This window comes from Rahnella sp. R3(2024) (assembly GCF_042920125.1).
Lineage (GTDB): Bacteria > Pseudomonadota > Gammaproteobacteria > Enterobacterales > Enterobacteriaceae > Rahnella > Rahnella rivi.
In genome coordinates, this window is the sequence record NZ_JBHGBU010000001.1 from 334,012 (window position 1) to 355,155 (window position 21,144).

Annotated in this window: 21 protein-coding genes and 1 other annotated feature (1 of these 22 only partly in view); of the genes, 8 read left to right on the forward strand and 13 right to left on the reverse strand. The window is 44.8% G+C overall.

The annotated features are described in order from the left end of the window. Positions 1-37: a sequence feature (His leader region), on the forward strand; it begins 85 nt to the left of the window's first position. A 95-nt stretch (positions 38-132) separates the two neighbouring features. Genes hisG through hisIE form a run of 8 tightly spaced genes read left to right on the forward strand, consistent with a single transcriptional unit; the run spans position 133 to position 7,282 of the window. Further along, positions 133-1,032: an ATP phosphoribosyltransferase gene (gene hisG / locus ABSH60_RS01475; protein WP_056769589.1), complete on the forward strand. Its 900-nt coding sequence runs from the start codon at positions 133-135 to the stop codon at positions 1,030-1,032. A gap of 4 nt (positions 1,033-1,036) precedes the next feature. Next, entirely contained in the window at positions 1,037-2,353 is a 1,317-nt protein-coding gene (gene hisD, locus ABSH60_RS01480) for a histidinol dehydrogenase (RefSeq protein WP_390972394.1), read from the forward strand. After that, positions 2,350-3,477: a histidinol-phosphate transaminase gene (hisC, locus tag ABSH60_RS01485; RefSeq protein WP_390972396.1), complete on the forward strand. Its 1,128-nt coding sequence runs from the start codon at positions 2,350-2,352 to the stop codon at positions 3,475-3,477. The genes hisD and hisC overlap by 4 nt, the downstream gene beginning before the upstream one ends. Before the next feature lie 14 nt (positions 3,478-3,491). Continuing rightward, positions 3,492-4,556 (forward strand): bifunctional histidinol-phosphatase/imidazoleglycerol-phosphate dehydratase HisB, encoded by a 1,065-nt coding sequence (hisB, locus tag ABSH60_RS01490; protein WP_371414295.1) that lies wholly within the window; start codon positions 3,492-3,494, stop codon positions 4,554-4,556. Then, positions 4,556-5,146 carry an imidazole glycerol phosphate synthase subunit HisH gene (hisH, locus tag ABSH60_RS01495; RefSeq protein ID WP_056769583.1) on the forward strand — a complete coding sequence of 197 codons (591 nt, stop codon included), beginning with the start codon at positions 4,556-4,558 and terminating at the stop codon, positions 5,144-5,146. Before hisB ends, hisH begins: the two co-directional genes overlap by 1 nt. A 5-nt stretch (positions 5,147-5,151) precedes the next feature. Then, a complete protein-coding gene (gene hisA / locus ABSH60_RS01500) occupies positions 5,152-5,889 on the forward strand; it encodes a 1-(5-phosphoribosyl)-5-[(5-phosphoribosylamino)methylideneamino]imidazole-4-carboxamide isomerase (protein ID WP_122094958.1) in 738 nt (245 codons plus the stop codon). Beyond that, positions 5,871-6,644 (forward strand): imidazole glycerol phosphate synthase subunit HisF, encoded by a 774-nt coding sequence (hisF, locus tag ABSH60_RS01505; protein ID WP_056769579.1) that lies wholly within the window; start codon positions 5,871-5,873, stop codon positions 6,642-6,644. The genes hisA and hisF overlap by 19 nt, the downstream gene beginning before the upstream one ends. Before the next feature lie 23 nt (positions 6,645-6,667). Next, on the forward strand, positions 6,668-7,282 hold the full coding sequence (hisIE, locus tag ABSH60_RS01510; protein WP_122095611.1) for a bifunctional phosphoribosyl-AMP cyclohydrolase/phosphoribosyl-ATP diphosphatase HisIE: 615 nt from the start codon (positions 6,668-6,670) through the stop codon (positions 7,280-7,282). Positions 7,283-7,353: 71 nt separating this feature from the next. On the opposite strand, the gene wzzB is transcribed toward hisIE, so the two are convergent. From wzzB to rfbC, 13 genes are all read right to left on the reverse strand, one after another. After that, positions 7,354-8,346 (reverse strand): LPS O-antigen chain length determinant protein WzzB, encoded by a 993-nt coding sequence (gene wzzB / locus ABSH60_RS01515; protein WP_122094956.1) that lies wholly within the window; start codon positions 8,344-8,346, stop codon positions 7,354-7,356. Between the two features lie 195 nt (positions 8,347-8,541). Beyond that, complete coding sequence (gene gndA / locus ABSH60_RS01520) at positions 8,542-9,951, reverse strand: NADP-dependent phosphogluconate dehydrogenase (RefSeq protein WP_217203918.1); 1,410 nt, start codon at positions 9,949-9,951, stop codon at positions 8,542-8,544. Positions 9,952-10,097: 146 nt separating this feature from the next. Next, positions 10,098-11,468 carry a phosphomannomutase CpsG gene (gene cpsG, locus ABSH60_RS01525; protein WP_390972399.1) on the reverse strand — a complete coding sequence of 457 codons (1,371 nt, stop codon included), beginning with the start codon at positions 11,466-11,468 and terminating at the stop codon, positions 10,098-10,100. A gap of 4 nt (positions 11,469-11,472) precedes the next feature. Then, a complete protein-coding gene (locus tag ABSH60_RS01530; protein ID WP_390972401.1) occupies positions 11,473-12,216 on the reverse strand; it encodes a glycosyltransferase in 744 nt (247 codons plus the stop codon). 2 nt (positions 12,217-12,218) lie between these two features. Beyond that, positions 12,219-13,634, reverse strand: coding sequence for a mannose-1-phosphate guanylyltransferase/mannose-6-phosphate isomerase (locus ABSH60_RS01535; RefSeq protein ID WP_217203921.1), 1,416 nt, complete (start codon positions 13,632-13,634; stop codon positions 12,219-12,221). Between the two features lie 7 nt (positions 13,635-13,641). Beyond that, positions 13,642-14,100: a GDP-mannose mannosyl hydrolase gene (locus tag ABSH60_RS01540; protein WP_217203922.1), complete on the reverse strand. Its 459-nt coding sequence runs from the start codon at positions 14,098-14,100 to the stop codon at positions 13,642-13,644. Positions 14,101-14,104: 4 nt separating this feature from the next. Beyond that, complete coding sequence (locus ABSH60_RS01545) at positions 14,105-15,067, reverse strand: GDP-L-fucose synthase (RefSeq protein WP_122094944.1); 963 nt, start codon at positions 15,065-15,067, stop codon at positions 14,105-14,107. 2 nt (positions 15,068-15,069) lie between these two features. Then, positions 15,070-16,176 (reverse strand): GDP-mannose 4,6-dehydratase, encoded by a 1,107-nt coding sequence (gmd, locus tag ABSH60_RS01550; protein WP_122094942.1) that lies wholly within the window; start codon positions 16,174-16,176, stop codon positions 15,070-15,072. After that, positions 16,173-17,219: a glycosyltransferase gene (locus tag ABSH60_RS01555; RefSeq protein WP_390972404.1), complete on the reverse strand. Its 1,047-nt coding sequence runs from the start codon at positions 17,217-17,219 to the stop codon at positions 16,173-16,175. The genes gmd and ABSH60_RS01555 overlap by 4 nt, the downstream gene beginning before the upstream one ends. A gap of 30 nt (positions 17,220-17,249) precedes the next feature. Beyond that, positions 17,250-18,431: an EpsG family protein gene (locus ABSH60_RS01560; protein WP_122094939.1), complete on the reverse strand. Its 1,182-nt coding sequence runs from the start codon at positions 18,429-18,431 to the stop codon at positions 17,250-17,252. Continuing rightward, a complete protein-coding gene (locus ABSH60_RS01565) occupies positions 18,428-19,339 on the reverse strand; it encodes a glycosyltransferase (protein ID WP_390972406.1) in 912 nt (303 codons plus the stop codon). The genes ABSH60_RS01560 and ABSH60_RS01565 overlap by 4 nt, the downstream gene beginning before the upstream one ends. Continuing rightward, positions 19,326-20,576, reverse strand: coding sequence for an oligosaccharide flippase family protein (locus tag ABSH60_RS01570; RefSeq protein ID WP_390972408.1), 1,251 nt, complete (start codon positions 20,574-20,576; stop codon positions 19,326-19,328). Before ABSH60_RS01570 ends, ABSH60_RS01565 begins: the two co-directional genes overlap by 14 nt. Positions 20,577-20,583: 7 nt before the next feature. After that, positions 20,584-21,144, reverse strand: a complete 561-nt coding sequence (rfbC, locus tag ABSH60_RS01575; protein ID WP_122094933.1) for a dTDP-4-dehydrorhamnose 3,5-epimerase — start codon at positions 21,142-21,144, stop codon at positions 20,584-20,586.

Genomic DNA, 21,144 nt, shown 5'->3' on the forward strand with positions numbered 1-21,144 from the left:
AAAGCCCCCGGAAGAACACTTCCGGGGGCTTTTTTTTTGGCCTAACGAATTGAAGTAAAAGCATTTGTACAAAACTCTGCACACAACATTTACCAAAACATTAAAACTGAAAACAAAGAAATTGAGGTCATCATGCTGGATAAAACACGTTTACGGATAGCAATGCAGAAATCGGGTCGCCTGAGCGATGAGTCACGCGAATTGCTGGCACGCTGCGGGATTAAAATCAATCTGCAGGAACAACGCCTGATCGCCTTCGCAGAAAACATGCCGATCGACATTCTGCGTGTCCGTGATGACGACATTCCGGGGCTGGTAATGGACGGTGTGGTTGATCTGGGCATCATCGGTGAGAACGTGCTGGAAGAAGAGTTGCTGGCACGCCGCGCTCAGGGCGAAGATCCGCGTTATTTCACGCTGCGTCGCCTGGACTTCGGCGGTTGCCGTCTGTCGCTCGCGACCCCGCTTGACGCAGAATACACCGGCCCGCAAAGCCTGCAAAACTCCCGCATCGCCACCTCATATCCGCACCTGCTCAAGCAATATCTCGACAAACAGGGCGTCGATTTCAAATCCTGTCTCCTGAACGGTTCTGTTGAAGTCGCGCCACGCGCCGGTCTTTCTGATGCAATTTGCGATCTGGTTTCCACCGGCGCCACGCTTGAAGCCAACGGCCTGCGCGAAGTGGAAGTGATTTACCGCTCTAAAGCCTGTCTGATCCAGCGCGACGGCGAAATGCCGGAAGCCAAACAGCAACTCATCGACAAAATGATGACCCGTATTCAGGGCGTCATTCAGGCCCGTGAATCCAAGTACATTATGCTGCACGCGCCAAGTGAGCGTCTGGACGAAATCGTTGCCCTGCTGCCAGGCGCTGAACGCCCGACCATTCTGCCGCTGGCCGGCGATCAGCAACGTGTAGCGATGCACATGGTCAGCAGCGAAACGCTGTTCTGGGAAACCATGGAAAAACTGAAAGCGCTGGGCGCCAGCTCAATTCTGGTTCTGCCAATCGAAAAAATGATGGAGTAATGCCATGCAGCCTAACGCGTTCACTACCCCGATTGACTGGCAGCAATGCGACGAACAACAGCGTCGCGATTTACTGACCCGTCCGGCGATTTCGGCATCCGACCGTATTACCGAATCTGTCAGCGAAATCCTGCGCCGCGTGCGCAGTGAAGGCGACAGTGCGTTGCGCGAGTTTTGCGCCCGCTTTGATAAAACTGAAGTGCAAGGGCTGCGCGTCACTGCGGCACAAATCGAGGCAGCATCCGCGCGTTTAGGCGATGACGTTAAACAGGCAATGGCGCACGCCGTTCGCAATATCGATACGTTCCACCAGGCGCAAAAACTGTCCATTGTGGACATCGAAACTCAGCCCGGCGTGCGTTGCCAGCAACTGACCCGCCCGATCCAGTCTGTAGGTTTGTACATTCCGGGCGGATCTGCGCCGCTGGTATCCACGGTATTGATGTTAGCGACGCCCGCGCGGATTGCCGGATGCCAGAAAGTGGTGTTGTGCTCGCCGCCACCTGTGGCTGACGAAATTCTGTATGCCGCGAAGCTCTGCGGCGTGGAAGAGGTGTATCAGCTCGGCGGCGCGCAGGCGATTGCCGCCCTGGCATTTGGCACCGAAAGCGTGCCGCGCGTGGCGAAAATCTTCGGGCCGGGCAATGCCTATGTGACCGAAGCCAAACGGCAGGTCAGCCAGAGTCTGGACGGCGCAGCAATTGATATGCCAGCCGGGCCTTCCGAAGTGCTGGTGATTGCCGACAGCGGTGCAACACCTGACTTTGTCGCCTCTGATTTACTTTCTCAGGCAGAACACGGCCCGGATTCACAGGTCATTTTGCTGACGCCGGACGTGAAGATGGCGCAGGCCGTTGGTGAAGCTGTTGAGCGCCAGCTGCAAACGCTGTCCCGCAGCGAGATTGCCCGTCAGGCACTGGCCAGCAGCCGTCTGATTGTCGCGAAAGACATCGCGCAGTGTATTGAAATCAGCAACGCCTACGGCCCGGAACACTTGATTCTGCAAACCCGTGAACCGGAACAGCTGGTTGACAGCATCACCAGTGCAGGTTCGGTGTTCCTCGGCGACTGGTCACCGGAATCCGCGGGCGATTACGCTTCCGGCACCAACCACGTTTTGCCAACTTACGGATACACCGCCACCTGTTCCAGCCTCGGTCTGGCGGATTTCCAGAAACGGATGACCGTTCAGCAGTTAACGCCGGAAGGTTTACTCGGTCTGGCGACCACCATCGAAACCCTGGCGCAGGCGGAGCAACTGACTGCACATAAAAATGCTGTGACACTGCGGGTCAATGCCCTGAAGGAGAAAGGATTATGAGCGATGAAAACACGCTGAGCATTCAGTCTCTGGCACGCCAGAACGTGCGCGAACTGACACCTTATCAGTCCGCCCGACGTCTCGGCGGTAACGGCGATGTCTGGCTTAACGCCAACGAATACGCCATTGCACCGCAGTTCGAACTCACCGCGCAGACCTTCAACCGGTATCCGGAGTGTCAGCCTGCGCTGGTGATCAACCGCTATGCGGCTTACGCCGGTGTTGATCCGGAACAGGTGCTGGTCAGCCGGGGCGCTGACGAAGGCATCGAGCTTTTGATCCGCGCATTCTGTGAGCCGGGCAAAGATGCCATCCTTTATTGTCCGCCAACTTACGGCATGTACAGCGTCAGCGCGGAGACGATTGGCGTGGAAGGCCGTACCGTTGCGGCAAAAGCGGACTGGTCTTTGGATCTTCCGGCAATTGAAGCTGCTCTTGACGGCGTAAAGCTGGTGTATATCTGTAGCCCGAATAACCCGACCGGCAATGTTATCCGCCCGGATGAACTTCGCGCGGTATTAGACATGACCCGTGGCCGCGCCATTGTGGCAATTGATGAAGCCTATATTGAGTTTTGCCCGCAGGCGACAGTCACTGGCTGGTTGCAGGAATATCCGCACCTCGCGGTTTTGCGCACGCTTTCCAAAGCCTTTGCACTTGCCGGTCTGCGCTGCGGATTTACGATTGCCAACAGCGAACTGATTGCCTTATTAATGAAAGTGATCGCGCCTTATCCTTTATCTACGCCGGTGGCAGATATCGCGGCACAGGCGCTGAGCCCGGAAGGGCTGGCGATTATGCGTCAGCGCGTGACCGAAGTGACCCAAAATCGCGAATGGTTGCTGGCAGAGCTGAGAAAATGCGATTGCGTTGAACAGGTCTTCACCAGTGAGACGAACTATGTTCTTGCCCGTTTTACCGCATCAAGCGCAGTATTTAAAAACCTCTGGGATCAGGGCATTATCTTACGTGACCAGAACAAGCAACCGGGGCTTTCCGGCTGCTTACGTATCACTATCGGTACACGGCAGGAACTGCAGCGCGTCATTGATGCTTTGCAACCGCTACCGGGCGCCAATGCCCCTCTTATTCAACAGAACAGCCCCCGCAAGGAGCACATGTGAGCCAGAGTCCTTTATTGCAAAAAACGCTCTTCATCGACCGTGACGGTACCCTGATTTCAGAGCCGCCAGAAGATTTCCAGGTCGATCGTCTGGACAAACTGGCACTGGAACCGGGTGTGATCCCTGCCCTGCTGGCACTGCAAACCGCGGGATTTAAACTGGTGATGATCACCAATCAGGACGGGCTGGGTACCGACAGTTTCCCGCAGGAAACCTTCGATCCACCGCATGACCTGATGATGCAAATCCTGACCTCTCAGGGCATCGTTTTTGATGAGGTGCTGATTTGCCCTCACCTTCCGGCCGATCACTGCGATTGCCGTAAACCTAAAACCAAACTGGTGCAGGGCTACCTTGAAAGCGGGCTGCTCGATACGGCCAACAGTTATGTGATCGGCGATCGTGACACCGATATTCAGCTGGCAGCCAATATGGGCATCGCCGGTCTGCGTTATCAGCGCGACACCCTGAACTGGGCGGCCATCGCCGATCAGCTCACCAAACGCGACCGCCACGCCAGGGTGAACCGCGTGACCCGAGAAACGGCGATTGATGTGGATGTCTGGCTGGATCGCGAAGGCGAAAGCAAAATCCGCACCGGCGTGGGCTTTTTTGATCACATGTTGGATCAGATCGCCACGCACGGCGGTTTCCGTATGAACATCGAAGTGAAAGGCGATTTGTATATCGACGATCACCACACCGTGGAAGACACCGCTCTGGCGCTGGGCGAGGCCCTGAATAAAGCCCTCGGCGACAAGCGCGGCATTGGACGTTTCGGATTCGTGCTGCCAATGGATGAATGTCTGGCACGCTGCGCGCTGGATATCTCCGGGCGTCCGCACCTCGAATACAAAGCCGAGTTTAACTATCAGCGCGTCGGCGACCTGAGCACCGAAATGGTCGAGCACTTCTTCCGCTCACTGTCCTACGCTATGGCCTGTACTCTGCATCTGCGTACCAAAGGTAAAAACGATCATCACCGCGTCGAGAGCCTGTTCAAAGCCTTTGGCCGCACACTGCGCCAGGCAATTCGCGTTGATGGCAACACCCTGCCGAGTTCCAAAGGAGTGCTGTGATGAATGTCGTTATCCTCGATACCGGCTGTGCCAACCTCTCTTCGGTGAAATACGCGGTTCAGCGGCTGGGCTACGAGCCAACGGTGAGCCGGGAAGCCGAGATCGTGTTGCAGGCTGATAAGCTTTTTTTACCCGGCGTCGGGACTGCGCAGGCCGCGATGCAACAGCTGGAAGAACGTTCGTTAATCGAACTGATCAAAGCCTGTACCCAGCCTGTTCTCGGTATCTGTCTGGGTATGCAGTTGCTGGCGTCCTCGAGTGAGGAAAACGGCGGGATTGATACTCTCGGTATCATTGAAACGCCGGTGCAGCGCATGCCAGATCTCGGGCTGCCTCTTCCGCACATGGGCTGGAACCAGGTTATCGCCAACGCCGACAGCCATTTATTCCGCGGCATTGATGAAAATGCTTACTTCTATTTCGTCCACGGATTTGCCATGCCGGTATGCGAAAACACAGTCGCTCAGACACTTTACGGCGAGCCCTTCAGCGCCGCCGTACAAAAAGACAACTTCTTCGGCGTGCAGTTTCATCCCGAGCGTTCCGGTGCCGCGGGCGCGAAGTTGCTGAAAAACTTTCTGGAGATGTAAACAGCATGATTATTCCCGCTTTGGATTTGATCGAAGGCAGTGTGGTGCGTTTGCATCAGGGCGATTACGGTCAGCAACGTGACTACGGCAACGATCCGCTGCCGCGATTGCAGGATTATCAGCAGCAGGGTGCGCAGGTTTTACACCTTGTCGATTTAACCGGCGCAAAAGACCCGTCGGCACGACAGATCCCGCTACTGACGACATTACTGGCTGGTGTCTCCGTGCCGGTGCAGGTCGGCGGCGGCATCCGCAATGAGCAGGATGTCGAAGCGTTGCTGAATGCCGGTGCCACACGCGTGGTCGTCGGCTCAACGGCGGTCAAAGATCCGGCCACCGTTCAGGGCTGGTTCAGCCGTTTCGGCGCTGATGCGCTGGTGCTGGCGCTGGATGTTCGCATCGACAGCAACGGCACCAAAAACGTCGCCATCAGCGGCTGGCAGGAAAACTCAAACGCTACCCTGGAGCACATCGTCGAACAGTATTTGCCCTTTGGGCTGAAACATGTGCTGTGCACGGATATCTCCCGCGACGGTACACTGGCCGGTTCCAACGTCGAGCTTTATCGCGAAGTGACTGCACGCTATCCGCAGGTTGCATTTCAGGCCTCCGGCGGCATCGGCTCGCTGGATGATATTGCAGCCTTACGTGACAGCGGCGTTGAAGGCGTGATTGTCGGGCGCGCATTGCTCGACGGTAAATTTAATGTGACGGAGGCAATCTCATGCTGGCAAAACGGATAATCCCCTGCCTTGACGTAAAAGACGGTCAGGTAGTGAAAGGCGTGCAGTTCCGTAATCACGAAATCATTGGCGATATCGTGCCGCTGGCGCAGCGTTATGCGCAGGAAGGCGCGGACGAGCTGGTGTTCTACGACATCACCGCATCCAGTGACGGGCGCGTCGTGGATAAAAGCTGGGTGTCACGCGTGGCAGAAGTGATCGATATTCCATTCTGCGTGGCTGGCGGCATTAAAAGCCTCGAAGATGCAGGACGTATTTTGCAGTTCGGAGCGGACAAAATCTCCATCAACTCCCCTGCCCTGGCCGACCCGACGTTGATCAGCCGTCTCGCCGACCGTTATGGTGTACAGTGCATCGTGGTGGGCATCGATACCTGGCACGACGCAGCGACCGGAACCTATCAGGTTCATCAGTTCACCGGTGATGAAGCGCGCACCAAAATCACTACCTGGCAAACCATCGACTGGGTGAAGGAAGTTCAGGAGCGTGGTGCGGGTGAAATTGTGCTGAACATGATGAATCAGGACGGCGTGCGTAACGGCTACGATCTGGAGCAGTTGAAGATGATCCGCGAAGTGTGTCACGTTCCGCTGATCGCCTCCGGTGGCGCGGGCACCATGCCGCACTTCCTCGATGCCTTTACAGAAGCACGCGTCGATGGCGCACTGGCAGCCTCAGTGTTCCACAAACAAATCATTAATATTGGCGAGCTGAAAAGCTTCTTGGCCGAAAATGGCGTGGAGATCCGCTTGTGAGTAATCAGGATGTAAATACCGGTCTGCTGACCGGAGAACAAATCAGCCAGCTCGACTGGGAAAAAGTGGATAACCTGATGCCGGCTATCATCCAGCATGCCGTGTCGGGTGAAGTGCTGATGCTTGGTTATATGAATCAGGAAGCGCTGAGCGTTACACAGTCTTCCGGCAAAGTGACTTTTTATTCCCGCACGAAAGAACGTCTGTGGACCAAAGGGGAGACATCAGAAAACTATCTGAATGTTGTCAGCATCACCCCGGATTGCGACAACGACACCCTGCTGGTTCTGGCAAATCCCGTCGGCCCGACCTGCCACAAAGGCAATAACAGCTGCTTCCATCCGGCAGAAACCGACTGGGCATTCCTCTATCAGTTGGAAGAGTTGCTCGCCTCACGCAAAACAGCCGACCCGGACAGCTCCTACACCGCGAAACTCTACGCCAGCGGCACCAAGCGTATTGCACAGAAAGTCGGTGAAGAAGGCGTCGAAGTTGCGCTGGCGGCAACAGTCAACGATCGCTTTGAACTGAAAAATGAAGCATCGGATCTGGTTTATCATCTGCTGGTCTTACTGCAGGACCAGGATCTGAACCTCAGTGCTGTGATTGAGAATTTACGTCAGCGCCATAAGAAGTAACGCTGGATTTCGGACACAAAAAAGCCGCCTTTGCAGATGCATTGGCGGCTTTTTTTTTGTATGGCAAACTGTCAGTTACGGGGGTTGTAACTCTTCACCATGTTTCGCCCCAGCACAATCACAGAACCCAGAATAATACCCAGAACGGCACCAAGCAGTAAAATTAACACTTTCTTAGGGCTGTCTCTATGTATTGGCAGATCAGGTTTCATAACGTAGCGAAGCGAATAAGTTGAATCAGGTTTAGATTTTAACGCAGCGATAGCTAACAATGTTTGACGAGCCTGAAAATAAGAAGCATCTAATGGCAATGGCCGTGTGGCTTCATTTTTAATGGTGGCAGACAATGCATCGCTACCAAGAACAAAAAGAGTGTCTTCGGAGAGTGTTTCAGCCTGCTGAACCAGAGTATCTTTAATATTGGCCTGTTGGGCAACCAGCAATGCCTGATTCAACATTTTCAAACGAAGATCTTTCTTCTCCTGAGCGACCTTTTCCTGAGTTGCTAAATCCTCTTTGAGGTCTTCAACTTTAGAATTGATGCTAATTTGCAAGTCATTATCAAGTTCAGTAACTACCCGCTTGTTAATCTGCTGTATGTAAGTCGTGAGGGTTTTTTGTGCCTCCCCAGCAGTTTTAGCGGTATAACTGATTTTGAGAGGGACAGGTTGATCTTTAACGGCCGGAGTTATTATAAGCTTTTCCGGATCCGCCTGATTATCAAGCTGTTCAGATAAAGCAGAAATTGAAGCATTGAACCGGCTGAAAAAACGTTGTTGAACATCAACTACTGTGGGAGCATTTGAAGGATTCTGGCTGTACAACACACTCATCGCATTGTTGTAGTTAGCTATTTGACCAGAATCTGGATAAGTTATAATTGCATCTGAAGTCCATTTTTGTTTGGCTACCAGCACATAAACTGTCGCTAAAATAATTGCAAGTACCATAACAGAGATTATGACAACTTTCCCACGCCACAACTGCATGAGAACATCGATCAGGTCAATCTCTTCATTTTGCTTCGAAGACAGGTTATTTGTCATTTTATTATCTTGATTCATGATTACCCTACAGAAAACAGTCACATTTGGTCAGTGATATGTGTCCATCGATTATAGACAGATTTATTTCGAAATTTTCCATTAAAAGTAATAATTTTCTTAAGAATCCCCCGAAAAAATAACTTAGGGTATTTATAGAGGGATATGCAAAAAAAACGCCCCTGATCTGGGGCGTAGTAGATTAAACAGCTTATATTAATCCAACCATTCCGTATGGAATACGCCGTCTTTATCAGTACGTTTGTAAGTATGTGCACCGAAGTAATCGCGCTGTGCCTGAATCAGGTTAGCTGGCAGAACCGCTGAACGGTAGCTGTCGTAGTAATTGATCGCAGCAGAGAACGTTGGCGTTGGAATGCCGTTCTGAACAGCATAAGACACCACATCACGCAGCGCTTGCTGGTATTCATCAGCGATATTTTTGAAGTACGGAGCGAGCAGCAGGTTAGCAATGGAAGCATTCTCAGTATACGCATCGGTAATTTTCTGCAGGAACTGGGCGCGGATAATGCAACCGGCACGGAAGATCTTAGCGATTTCGCCGTAGTTCAGATCCCAGTTGTTTTCATCAGAAGAGGCTTTCAACTGTGAGAAGCCCTGAGCGTAGGAAACAATTTTGCCCAGATACAACGCGCGACGCACTTTCTCGATGAACTCAGCTTTGTCACCCTCGAAAGGTTTAACCGCCGGGCCAGACAATACTTTTGACGCAGCTACACGCTGATCTTTCAATGAAGACAGGTAACGGGCAAAGACTGATTCAGTGATCAGAGTCAGTGGCTCGCCGAGATCCAGAGAGCTCTGGCTGGTCCATTTACCAGTGCCTTTGTTGGCCGCTTCATCAAGAATAACGTCAACCAGGTATTTACCTTCTTCATCTTTCTTAGTGAAGATATCTTTGGTGATGTCGATAAGGTAGCTGTTGAGCTCACCTTTATTCCAGTCAGCAAAAGTAGCAGCAAGTTCTTCATTGTTCAGGTTGAGAGACTGTTTCAGCAGAGAATAAGCTTCAGCAATCAGCTGCATGTCACCGTATTCAATCCCGTTGTGAACCATCTTGACGTAGTGGCCTGCACCATCTGCGCCAATGTAAGCGACACAAGCATCACCATCATCAGCACGTGCAGCGATTTTCTCGAGGATGGGAGCAACCAGTGCATACGCTTCTTTCTGACCACCAGGCATGATAGATGGGCCTTTCAGTGCGCCCTCTTCTCCGCCGGAAACGCCAGTACCGATAAAGTTGAAGCCCTGCTCGGACAGTTCACGGTTACGACGAATGGTGTCTTTATAGTAAGTGTTGCCGCCATCGATGAGGATGTCGCCTTTATCCAAATGCGGAGTCAGGGATGCGATGGTTTTGTCAGTTGCTTCACCGGCTTTCACCATCAGCAAGATACGACGTGGTTTTTCCAGCGAGTCAACAAACTCTTCGACGGTGTAGTGCGGGACCAGATTTTTACCCGGGTTTTCAGCGATGACTTCATCAGTCTTGTCGCCGGAACGGTTAAAAATGGAAACGGAATAACCACGGCTTTCGATGTTAAGCGCGAGGTTACGGCCCATGACCGCCATACCGACAACGCCGATCTGTTGTTTGGACATTACAAACTCCTGTCTTTAGGATGGGTGCTACGACTACGATGCCGTACTGAATGCATTTCTGATGTTAACTCAGGAGATGTGAAGTGGATAGAGTTAGATGCCGCATTGCATTCAGTTGGTGGACTATCATTCAGAAAGGTGAAACCTTATGAAGAAAGAAGTTTCATAATTTCTGCAGTCTTTTGCTTCATCAGCAACTCATCACCGCGGGATTCAACATTTAACCGCACAACAGGCTCAGTATTAGAACTTCTAAGATTAAATCGCCAATTCTCAAAGCTCATACTTATTCCATCAGTATGATCAATCTCCTGAGCCAAAGGAGCAAAATGTTGATAAACATGGTCTATAGAAACTTTAGGATTAGCTAATTTACTGTTTATTTCCCCACTCGCTGGCCATGCAGCCACTCTATCTTCAACCAGTTGACTAAGTGTCTGACCCTTTAAACATAAAAGCTCAGCCACTAACAGCCAAGGGATCATTCCACTATCACAATATGCAAAATCGCGGAAGTAATGGTGAGCACTCATTTCACCACCATAAATAGCATCTTCTTCGCGCATACGTTCTTTGATGAAAGCATGCCCCGTCTTCGACATAATCGGCGTACCACCGCCTTTAGTCACAATATCGATAGTATTCCATGATAGTCGAGGATCGTGAATGATCTTCGAACCTGGATTTTTTTCTAGAAATGCGGCTGCGAGTAATCCGACAATATAATACCCTTCGATAAACTCTCCTTTTTCATCGAACAAGAAACACCTATCAAAATCTCCATCAAAAGCAATACCCATATCGGCACCATGCGTGACTACAGCATTACTGGTATCAGAACGGCACTCGGGCAATAATGGATTTGGGATACCATTAGGGAAAGTTCCATCAGGTTTATGATGAACTTTGACTAATGTCAGTGGAATATTTAGCTTTTTGAAACGCTTCTCGATTGCATCAATAATTGGCCCTGCAGCACCGTTGCCAGAGTTAATAACAAACTTTTTCGGAGTAATATTATCAACATTTACATAAGAAAACAGGTGATCGATATATTGGTCGACTACAGATATTTTTTCGTAACGTCCCCTATTGGAATCATCTACTGGAGAGAAATTGTTTTCCTCTGCTAAACGTTGAATATCTCGAAGTCCTGAGTCACCGCTGATTGGTCGTGAATCGCGGCGAACCAATTTCATGCCGTTATAATCCATTGGGTTATGACTGGCGGTAACTTCTATGCCGCCATCAACGTTGAGATGAGAAGTAGCAAAGTAAATCTCTTCTGTTCCGGATAAACCAATGTCCAGAACATCTACTCCTGCATCCTGTAAACCTCGCGCTAGTGCCAACTTCAAAGATTCACTGCTAAGGCGCACATCACCACCCAAAACAATTGTTTTAGGTTTTAAATATTCACCAAAAGCACGGCCAATTCTCCATGCTATATCTTCATTGAGCTCTTCACCCAAACGGCCACGGATATCGTAGGCCTTAAAACATGTTAGAGGGGGCATAATATCACTTTATAAATTGAGGTAATTTAGATAAGTTTTTAAACAAAAGTGCAATTGGCCAAAAAAGGCCATTCATTTTGATTACGTTTACGTCTTCTCTAGACTTTTGAATTATGTTTTTCAATGAACGATTGCTTATACCGCCAACGCGCATTTTAGTGAGCACCCTTGGCAAATATACAGCTTTTGCTTTGTGAACCCATAGATATCTAAGCAGGGAATCGTAATCAGCAGAAATTTTATAGTTTAAATTAAAAACACCCCATTCAATATAACGAGAGCGCTTCATATAGAAACTGGGGTGAGGTGGCATCCACCCATATTTCAGTTTACTGACGTTATAATCCCCACTTTTCCATTTTCTGACCACATGATTTGTATTGTCCTGCGAAACATATTCTAAATCCGCATAGACAGCATCGAAGTTACCTTCTGAAAATTTTGAAACAATATCAGTTATAGCATCAGGATAAGCTAGAATATCATCAGAATGTAAGAATCCTATTACATCACCAGTAGCAGCAGATATTCCCTTATTCAGAGCATCATAAATACCTTTATCGGGTTCACATATAACAGTTGACACACGAGTTGAGTACTCATTTATGATCTCAAGTGTATTATCTTTCGAATTCCCATCAACAATAATATACTCGATGTTATTATAAGTCTGACTTTCAAGTGATAAAATTGTATCTTGTATTGTTTTCGAACTATTAAAGGTCGCCGTAATAATAGTAACTTTCATGGTCAATATCCCACACCTCGATCATCGACACGAACAACATCATCTTCAGATAAGTAGATCCCTGTCCTGACTTCAATAATTTCAAGGGGAATCTTACCTGGATTTTCAATTGAATGGGCGATTCCGATCGGTATATATGTAGACTCGTTTTCAGTCACTAAATATGTTTCATTACCTCTTCGAACTTTGGCTGTTCCGCTAACAACTATCCAATGTTCGGCACGGTGGTGATGTATTTGTGTGGCGGTGCGTTGTTCTGGATTAACAGTAACTTTTTTTACGTGAAATCTGGCACCCTCGGAAACTGCATCATGCGATCCCCATGGTCGGTAAACCTCACGATGCTGGAGATACTCTGTGCGATTGAGTGCTTTTAATTTATTAACAATTTCCTTTACATCTTGTACATGGCTTTTATTCGCAACCAGAAGAGCATCTTTAGTTTCTACTATGACTAAATTATCTACGCCGACAGTCGCCACTAATTTATTTTGCGAGTAAATATAGCTGTCATGCGTGTTAAACGTAATCACATCGCCACGTACTGCATTATTTGAATCATCTTTGGCATTCACGTCCCAAAGGGCAGACCAAGAACCCACATCGCTCCACTCTGCATCCATCGGCACTAGTACAGCGTCTTCTGTCTGCTCCATTACCGCGTAATCGACAGACTCCTCAGGACAGAGAAGGAATTCATCATCGTCTAGTCTGATAAAATCTAAATCAGTATGTTGCCCCGATAATGCCTTTAAGCAAGCGTTGTAAATTTCAGGGCGAAACTTTTTGATTTCAGATAAGTATTTTGATGTTTTAAAAAGGAACATGCCACTGTTCCAATAATATTTTCCTGTGGATAAATATTCACACGCTTTATCCATATCTGGTTTTTCAACAAAAGCATCAACCTCATAGGCAGAATTACCCACTGGTTCGCCTTGCTTAATATAACCGTAACCCGTTTCAGGATATGATGGCACAATTCCAAAAGTAACTAGCTTTCCATTTTCAGCATGTGGCAAAGCAACTTCAACTGCCCTTAAAAAAGCATCCTCATCTTTAATGACATGGTCTGCTGCTAAGATAAGCAGAAGAGGATCATTTTGATTCTGTTGTGCCTGTAGTGCGGCAAGTGTAATTGCGGGAGCGGTATTACGACCAACAGGCTCTAAAAATATGCCACCGTATGATATATTTTTTGAACGAAGCTGTTCAGCAACTATAAAGCGGTGCTCTTCATTACAGATGAAATAGGCGGGTAGATGTGACACATTTTCCAATCTCGAAATAGTATTTTGCAACATAGTGCTTTCCGAGGTTAAAGCAAGAAATTGTTTGGGATAAAGTGCACGTGACAAAGGCCACAAACGACTACCAGCACCACCAGCCATAATTATTGGCAGCAATTTAGATGACATATCATTATTACCTATTCTGAAAATAGTTTTTTGTATACAAATGAACATCATCAGATTTCATGAGTTCATTTATGTCAAACCATTTATAACTATTATGTTGTTCTAAAGGCAAGCGTTCTAAATTAACATCTTCATTTACATCATATGCGAGCACAACATAATGAGTGGAGATGTTGTCACTAGCATAGCTATCTTCATAATGATGCTGATATACACCTCGGAGAGCAGCACCATTAAATTCAAGAGGTGTTTTTAACTCATCGAATGTCAACCGAAGAAATGCATCTTCAATTTTTTCATTTTTACGGATACGACCACCAGGGACAAACCAAAAATTCTTGGCTGGTTTATTAAGCCGTTTCCCCAAAAGAAACTCGCCGGAGCTATTTTGTATAATGAAGTCGATGGAAACGAGAGGTGTATTTTGAATAACTCTCAGAAAATCATCATCACTTAACAGATTCATAATACTATTTTCTTATTAGTTGCTGATTTTCCAAAAACCAGGCGTAGGTTTTTTCCAACCCTGTTTTCAAAGCGGTTGTATAGGTCCAACCCATGTCGGCCAAGCGCTCAACATTCATCAATTTACGTGGTGTACCATCAGGTTTGGAGCTATCAAAGGATACTTTTCCTTTGAAATTAACAACATCTGCAATGGTCAAGGCCAGCTCTTTAATAGAGCAATCTTTTCCAGTTCCTACGTTAATATGGGATAACATTTCATGAGTATTCTCATTATAGGTAGACTGGGACAAATTCATTACAAAAATGCTGGCGTCAGCCATGTCATCTACATACAAAAACTCTCTCATTGGCTGTCCGCTCCCCCAGACAACAACTTCTTCATCACCATTAAGCATTGCCTCATGAAAGCGACGTAACAAAGCAGGAACGACGTGCGAGTTTTCAGAGTGAAAATTGTCGTTCTCCCCATACAAATTTGTAGGCATTACACTGCGGTAGTCTCTGCCATATTGCCTGCTGTATGACTCACACATTTTTATTCCGGCTATCTTTGCTATTGCATAGGGCTCGTTCGTCGGTTCAAGGACACCAGTAAGTAAAGCGTTCTCTGCCATTGGTTGATCAGCATTTTTAGGATAAATGCAACTTGACCCCAAAAATAATAATTTCTGAACTCCTGACAAGTGAGCAGCATTTATAACGTTGCATTCGATCATCATATTTTCATATATGAATTCAGCGGGAAAAGCATTGTTAGCATGTATCCCACCCACTTTGGCGGCTGCCAAATAGACCTCATCTATATTCTCAGTTGAAAAGAATTCACTAACATCTTTTTGTGAAAGAAGATCAAGTTCCTGATGAGTACGGGTAATTAATTCGACATTTGAGATGGATGACAACTTTTTATAGATAGCCGACCCTACCATGCCACGATGACCTGCAATAAATATTCTTTTTTTCATCTTTAACTTTCCACAGAAATTGAAACGTCATAACCATTTGCTTTCAGTAACGCATGCTGTTTTGCCTTGCTGAGATCATGTCTTATCATTTCTGTACACATCTCCTCAACAGTAATAAGAGGTTCCCATCCTAAGACATTCTTAGCTTTACTCGGGTCACCTAATAAGGTTTCAACTTCTGCAGGACGGAAATATCGAGGATTAACAGAAACAATAGTATCCCCAATTTTAACACCCGGTGCATCTTCTCCAACAACCGAAACTACTGTCGCAATTTCATCAATCCCGGTGCCACTAAATTGCAACTCGATACCGAGCTGAGCAGCTGACATACGGACAAATTCTCGGACAGAGATTTGTTTGCCTGTTGCGATTACAAAATCATCGGCTTCATTTTGCTGCAGCATCATCCACTGCATACGGACATAGTCTTTTGCATGCCCCCAATCCCTCAAAGAATCCATGTTGCCTAATTGGAGAGTAGTTTCTAAACCTTGAGCAATATTAGAAAGCGTACGGGTGATTTTTCGGGTGACAAATGTTTCTCCACGACGCGGAGACTCATGATTAAAGAGGATGCCATTGCAGGCATACATCCCATAAGATTCACGATAGTTCACAGTGATCCAATAAGCATACATTTTAGCGACAGCATAGGGTGAGCGTGGATGGAAAGGGGTTGTCTCTTTTTGAGGAATTTCTTGCACCAAGCCATATAACTCAGAAGTGGAAGCCTGGTAGAAGCGAGTTTTATTTTCTAATTTGCAAATACGGATCGCCTCTAAAAGTCTCAAAGTGCCAATCGCGTCGACGTCTGCGGTATATTCTGGCGACTCAAATGAGACGGCAACGTGGGACATAGCCCCCAGATTGTAAACTTCATCAGGTTCAATTTCTTGCATTAAACGGATCAAGTTAGATGAGTCTGTGAGGTCGCCATAATGCAGATGAACATTTTTACTATTGCTCAGCGCGCTATCAATACGTTCTGTGTTAAAAGACGAAGTCCTGCGAATGATACCATGAACCTCATAGCCCTTTTCTAATAAGAGTTCAGCTAAATAAGAACCGTCTTGACCAGTAATACCCGTGATTAATGCTTTTTTCATTTTGGATCTCTTATTTCATTATAGAAATTTAAAGTTTGCTCTGCCATCTTCGACCATGAATATTTTTGAGAATGCTCAAATCCGGTAGCGATCAAATTACTGCGATAAACATCATCTTTTAGTACCACCAATGCATCACTAATCTTATCACTTGTAATATCGTCTATTAAAATTGCAGCGCCTGAAGCTATCTCACTCACTGAAGAACTATTACTACCGATGACCGGACAACCAGATTTCATAGCCTCAATAACTGGAATACCAAATCCTTCATACAATGACGGATAGATTAAACAATAGGCTTGTGAATATAAATCATTAAGAAGGACTTCTGTTACATAACCGGCATGTCGATATCTTCCAGGAACATTCCCTTCCAAAAAGTTAATCTCGTCATTAGTAAACTGCCCGCCACCAACAACAACAAGATTTAAGTCAGAATGAGTCGACAATGACTGGACACAGGCGCTAAAGTTTTTATATCCATTTCGTGCACCGACGAAAAGCACATATTTCTCTGAAGATTTTTTGTTTGCTGCAGGCTTAAAATCACCCACACCGTTATATATTACTTTAATTGGTATATTGGCTGCTTCTGGAATGAATTTTAATAAATCTTTTTTTGTACATTCTGAAATGCAAATAATACCATCGCTCCCTAAGATAGCTCTCTTCTTTTGCCAATGATGTACATAACTTTTAGCGCCACGAGAAAAAATCTCTTCAGTGAAGTCATGAACTGTTGTGATTACAGTTAACTCGCTCCTGATTTTTTTATTCGGCAAGCGATAATAGCTTGAGTGGAAAATAGAACTTCCTTTTTCGAAAAAACCCAGATCAACATCAAGAAACCGTTCAATGTTCATATTTAATCGAGTCTTAGTATTTACAGGCAACCCTTTAACATAAGGATTATTATTATCGTAAACAATCAAACTATAGGAAATATCGTTTTTTTTGATTTCTTTTATCAACTCATCGAAATAAACAGAAATCCCACCCGACTGTTGCAGGGAGAAAATAATACCGTCAATTATAATCACAAGCTCTCCAAGTAATTAGCCAGATAATCTTTAAATTGAACAAAGAAAAGTTAGCCCCATTTTATGCAGTACTTGACATTTTTGCTCTGCACGGGCGTAAAGACCACGGTCATCTAAATAGTTAATTTGCTGAAATATTGTTGTTTGATTTAAAATCCCGTATCTTGAATGGTCGTAAAGCAAAGGGCGTGCAATTTGAGATATTAAGAATAAGTACAACCATATTCTAATAAGTGGTATTTTTGCCCTATAATTTATCTTTTCAATAAATATTGAGTTAGAAATATTTGCACTCAACAAAATAACTAAAAATGGTACACCATACCAACCAATACGAGTCATTACTGGCATCATCTTTCCAATAATGATGCTAAAGCTAAAATACAAAACCACGCCAGGTATTATTATATTTAGAGAGGATTTTTGGAAATCATTATGCTTGTTAATATTGAGATAGGTTTTTATGACTATAAATAATAACAAAAAGTCAAAAATGGTACCAATACCGGCCGAAAATTGTGGTTGGTATGCTTCAGAACTCAGATAGTAACTAAGTTTTTGCTGTGCAATACTACCAGGCTGCAAAAGCATATACACCATATTTAAAGTTACAACAGGCATTACCAAAAATATAATTGATACAATTAACACACCGAATGAACTCAGCTTAGATAATCTTACTGAAATCATTGGAATTAGAAAAATCAAACCAATTAAAGCAGTAGTGTGAAATGTTGTTGCCAATATGATTAATAATGCGTACTTGTACTTTTCTTTACTAAATAAGTAAGGAATGGCAATTAATAATAATGAAATAGCTATCGATTGTCGTATAGCCTCAATATAAATAACCCAACTAAAAAAACTCATTAACGCGAAATATATAAATGCTGGATTTTCGAATTTCTTTGAGAATCGATTGATTGCATAAACATTAAAGGCAACAATTAGCGCGTTATACCCAAGAAAACCAAGCCCACCAAATGCTGAAACAAATATATTAAAACCGAACTCGAAAGTCGGTGTATTTACAGTACAAATACTATTTTCAATACAGTCATAATTCAGGAAATATCCTATCCAATCACCTCCCGCTGGGTAGGTACATGCAAATGTTATAAAGGTGATGATTAAAGATAATATTCTTCCTTGTCTCTGAAAACCATAAGCCGCTATGAATAACAACAAAGTAAAATAGATAAAATAGATCATCGTTTTACCATGAAAATAATGAAAATTAAGATTGAATAAGCTTTTTTACTTTGAAAGAAAATCGCTGGAAATATTTCTTTAAAAGCAAAACCAACGCTTTTTTTACCTTTGATGTCTACTCCCTGCAGAATATCATTCGATGGTATATTTTTTGCTTCGTCAAGTAGAGTGTTTATACTTCCACGATACTTTATCATCTTAGTAATATTCTTATTTAATGATAAAAGTTTTTTAATAAAGCCTTTATTTCCACCACCAACGACGTTGTTGCTATGTTGCCTATACCGAATAGTTCTAACGTCGAGGTATTCGAGACCGTTTTCAGTGGCGGCGTTTAGTGCCAACCAATTATCATGCATTGTTATTCCTGCAGGTATTGGCAGGCATTTATCTAACAATCTTCTATTAAGTATAGTAGTACAACCATAAACGCTACATTTCCACAATAGTTGCACAGGGTTTAAATTCTTCAGAGGATCGATAGAATTACTTTTATAAAAGCTCTCAGATATCGTGACTAACTTGTCGTCTACAATTTCTAAGTCACTAAAAACCATCAGTGGTTTATCAAACGTATCTCTTGCAGAGATATAAGAAAACAGTTTCTCAACTCGATCATGATTCCAATAGTCATCTTGGTCGGCCAAAAGGACATAGTTTGCACGAGTCGCCCTGAGTGCACAGTTGAAATTGTTAACAACCCCTCCCTGCCTTTCAGTATTAATCAGCTTTATTCGCGGATCTATTTTTTCGTATTTGTTAATAATGTCGAGTGTTTTGTCAGTTGATGCATCATCACTTATGTAGAGAGTCCATGAAGAGTATGTTTGATTAATAATAGAAAGTATTTGCTCTTCAATATAAGACTCTCCATTATAGGTTGCCATAGCTATATCAACGTGAGACATATTTCTTCCTAGACAAAATATATAATGCAAAAAAATCCAAACTAACTCTTAAGGTCCAGGCAATTGCCGTCCCAATAAGCGAAAAATGGTTCGTAAGATAATACAGCGCTATTAAATATGGGACCAACTCACACATGTGAAGGGTAGCAGTAATTTTGGCGTACCCTGCTGCCTGAATTTTTGAAAATGGTATTTGCGCTAATGCGTTGAATATAAAGCCGATTAAAAGGATTCTTAATATAGTAGCAGGTTCACCCGCATAAGCACTCCCCATCCAAACAGTCATAATAGTATTTGCGAAGACAAAACCTACAATGACTATAGGTAAACACGCCCCGAGCATAAGATAAAAGCTCAACTTCTCAAGTTTGTTTTTATCAGACGCCAGACTATTACTGCTCAACTTAGGAAACAATGCTCTCGACAAGGCCGCAGGTATGTTTAGGAGTCTTGCCACAGCCTCAGATGGTGCCGTATAAAATGCAACTTTACTCGCACCTAAAACGTGAGAAATTACAAAGCGATCGAAATAGACCATAATAGGACTAATAATATTACTGATAGTAATCCAACCACCAAACATAATTAGACGTCGCAATGTTTTATAATTGAAACGTATACCTGCACTGACAATGAATTTTTGCGCGAAAAAGAAGCTAATTGTTAGTGAGGCAATTCTACCGATTACCAAACCTAAAATTGCTGAATATAATGTATGATTATAGTATGCAAATATTGCAGGGAGTATTGCAAGGGCTGAACTGGTTATAGTTCTCTGAATGTTTATATTAGCAAAGCGTTCCATCCCTTCCAGGGAGGCAAGCCAAATCTGATTTACCAAAAATACAGGCACTGCTATTGATAGTAATTTAAAAGATTTTTCAAAATTGCTAGTGAGATCATTCGAAACGTTTAGAAAACCGGCTATTTCACCTACTGATAAAAATATTAATATTGCAGCAAATAGCCCAAGAATTGCTACGGTAATAGTTGCTGTCGATATTATATTTTTTCTTTCTTGCAAATCCTCTCTAAATATTGAGATTTCTCTAATCACTGCTCTTGTGAGGCCAGCATCGAAAATGCTTGCATATCCCACTACAGCAAACGCAAGGGTAAATAAACCAAAACTCTCTGTTCCCAGCGTTCGAGCCAATATACCTAGACTAGGAATTGCTACTAATGTAGGGATAACAAAACCAGCTAGATTGTATATACTATGTTTTATTAGGCTCATATCTGCCTTAAGAATTTACATTTTTTGTATTTATATCTGCAAATTTATTACCTAAGAGATCTTTTGAAGATAGCTCAGGTTTTGAATTTTCAATTGGCCATTCAATTGCTAGGGTTGAGTCATCCCAAGCGATGCATGATTCATCTTTTGGAGAATAGTAATCCGTCGTTTTATATAAAAATTCTGTATTATCTTTAAGTGCATAAAAACCATGTGCAAAACCTTCAGGTATCCAAAGCTGACGTTTATTTTCAGCGGATAAGTAAACACCTACCCACTTCCCAAATGTCGGAGATGATTCCCTGATATCAACGGCAACGTCATATACCTCACCTTGCGCGCACCGAACAAGTTTACCTTGTGCATGCGGTGTACGCTGGTAATGCAATCCTCTAAGCACACCCTTTGAAGATTTGGAATGGTTATCCTGGACAAAATTCACTTTACCACCAACGGCTTCTTCAAATATCTTCTGGTTAAAACTTTCAAAGAAGAACCCACGGTCATCACCAAATACTTTTGGCTCGAAAATTAATACATCTGGAATTTCAGTTTTTATAACATTCAT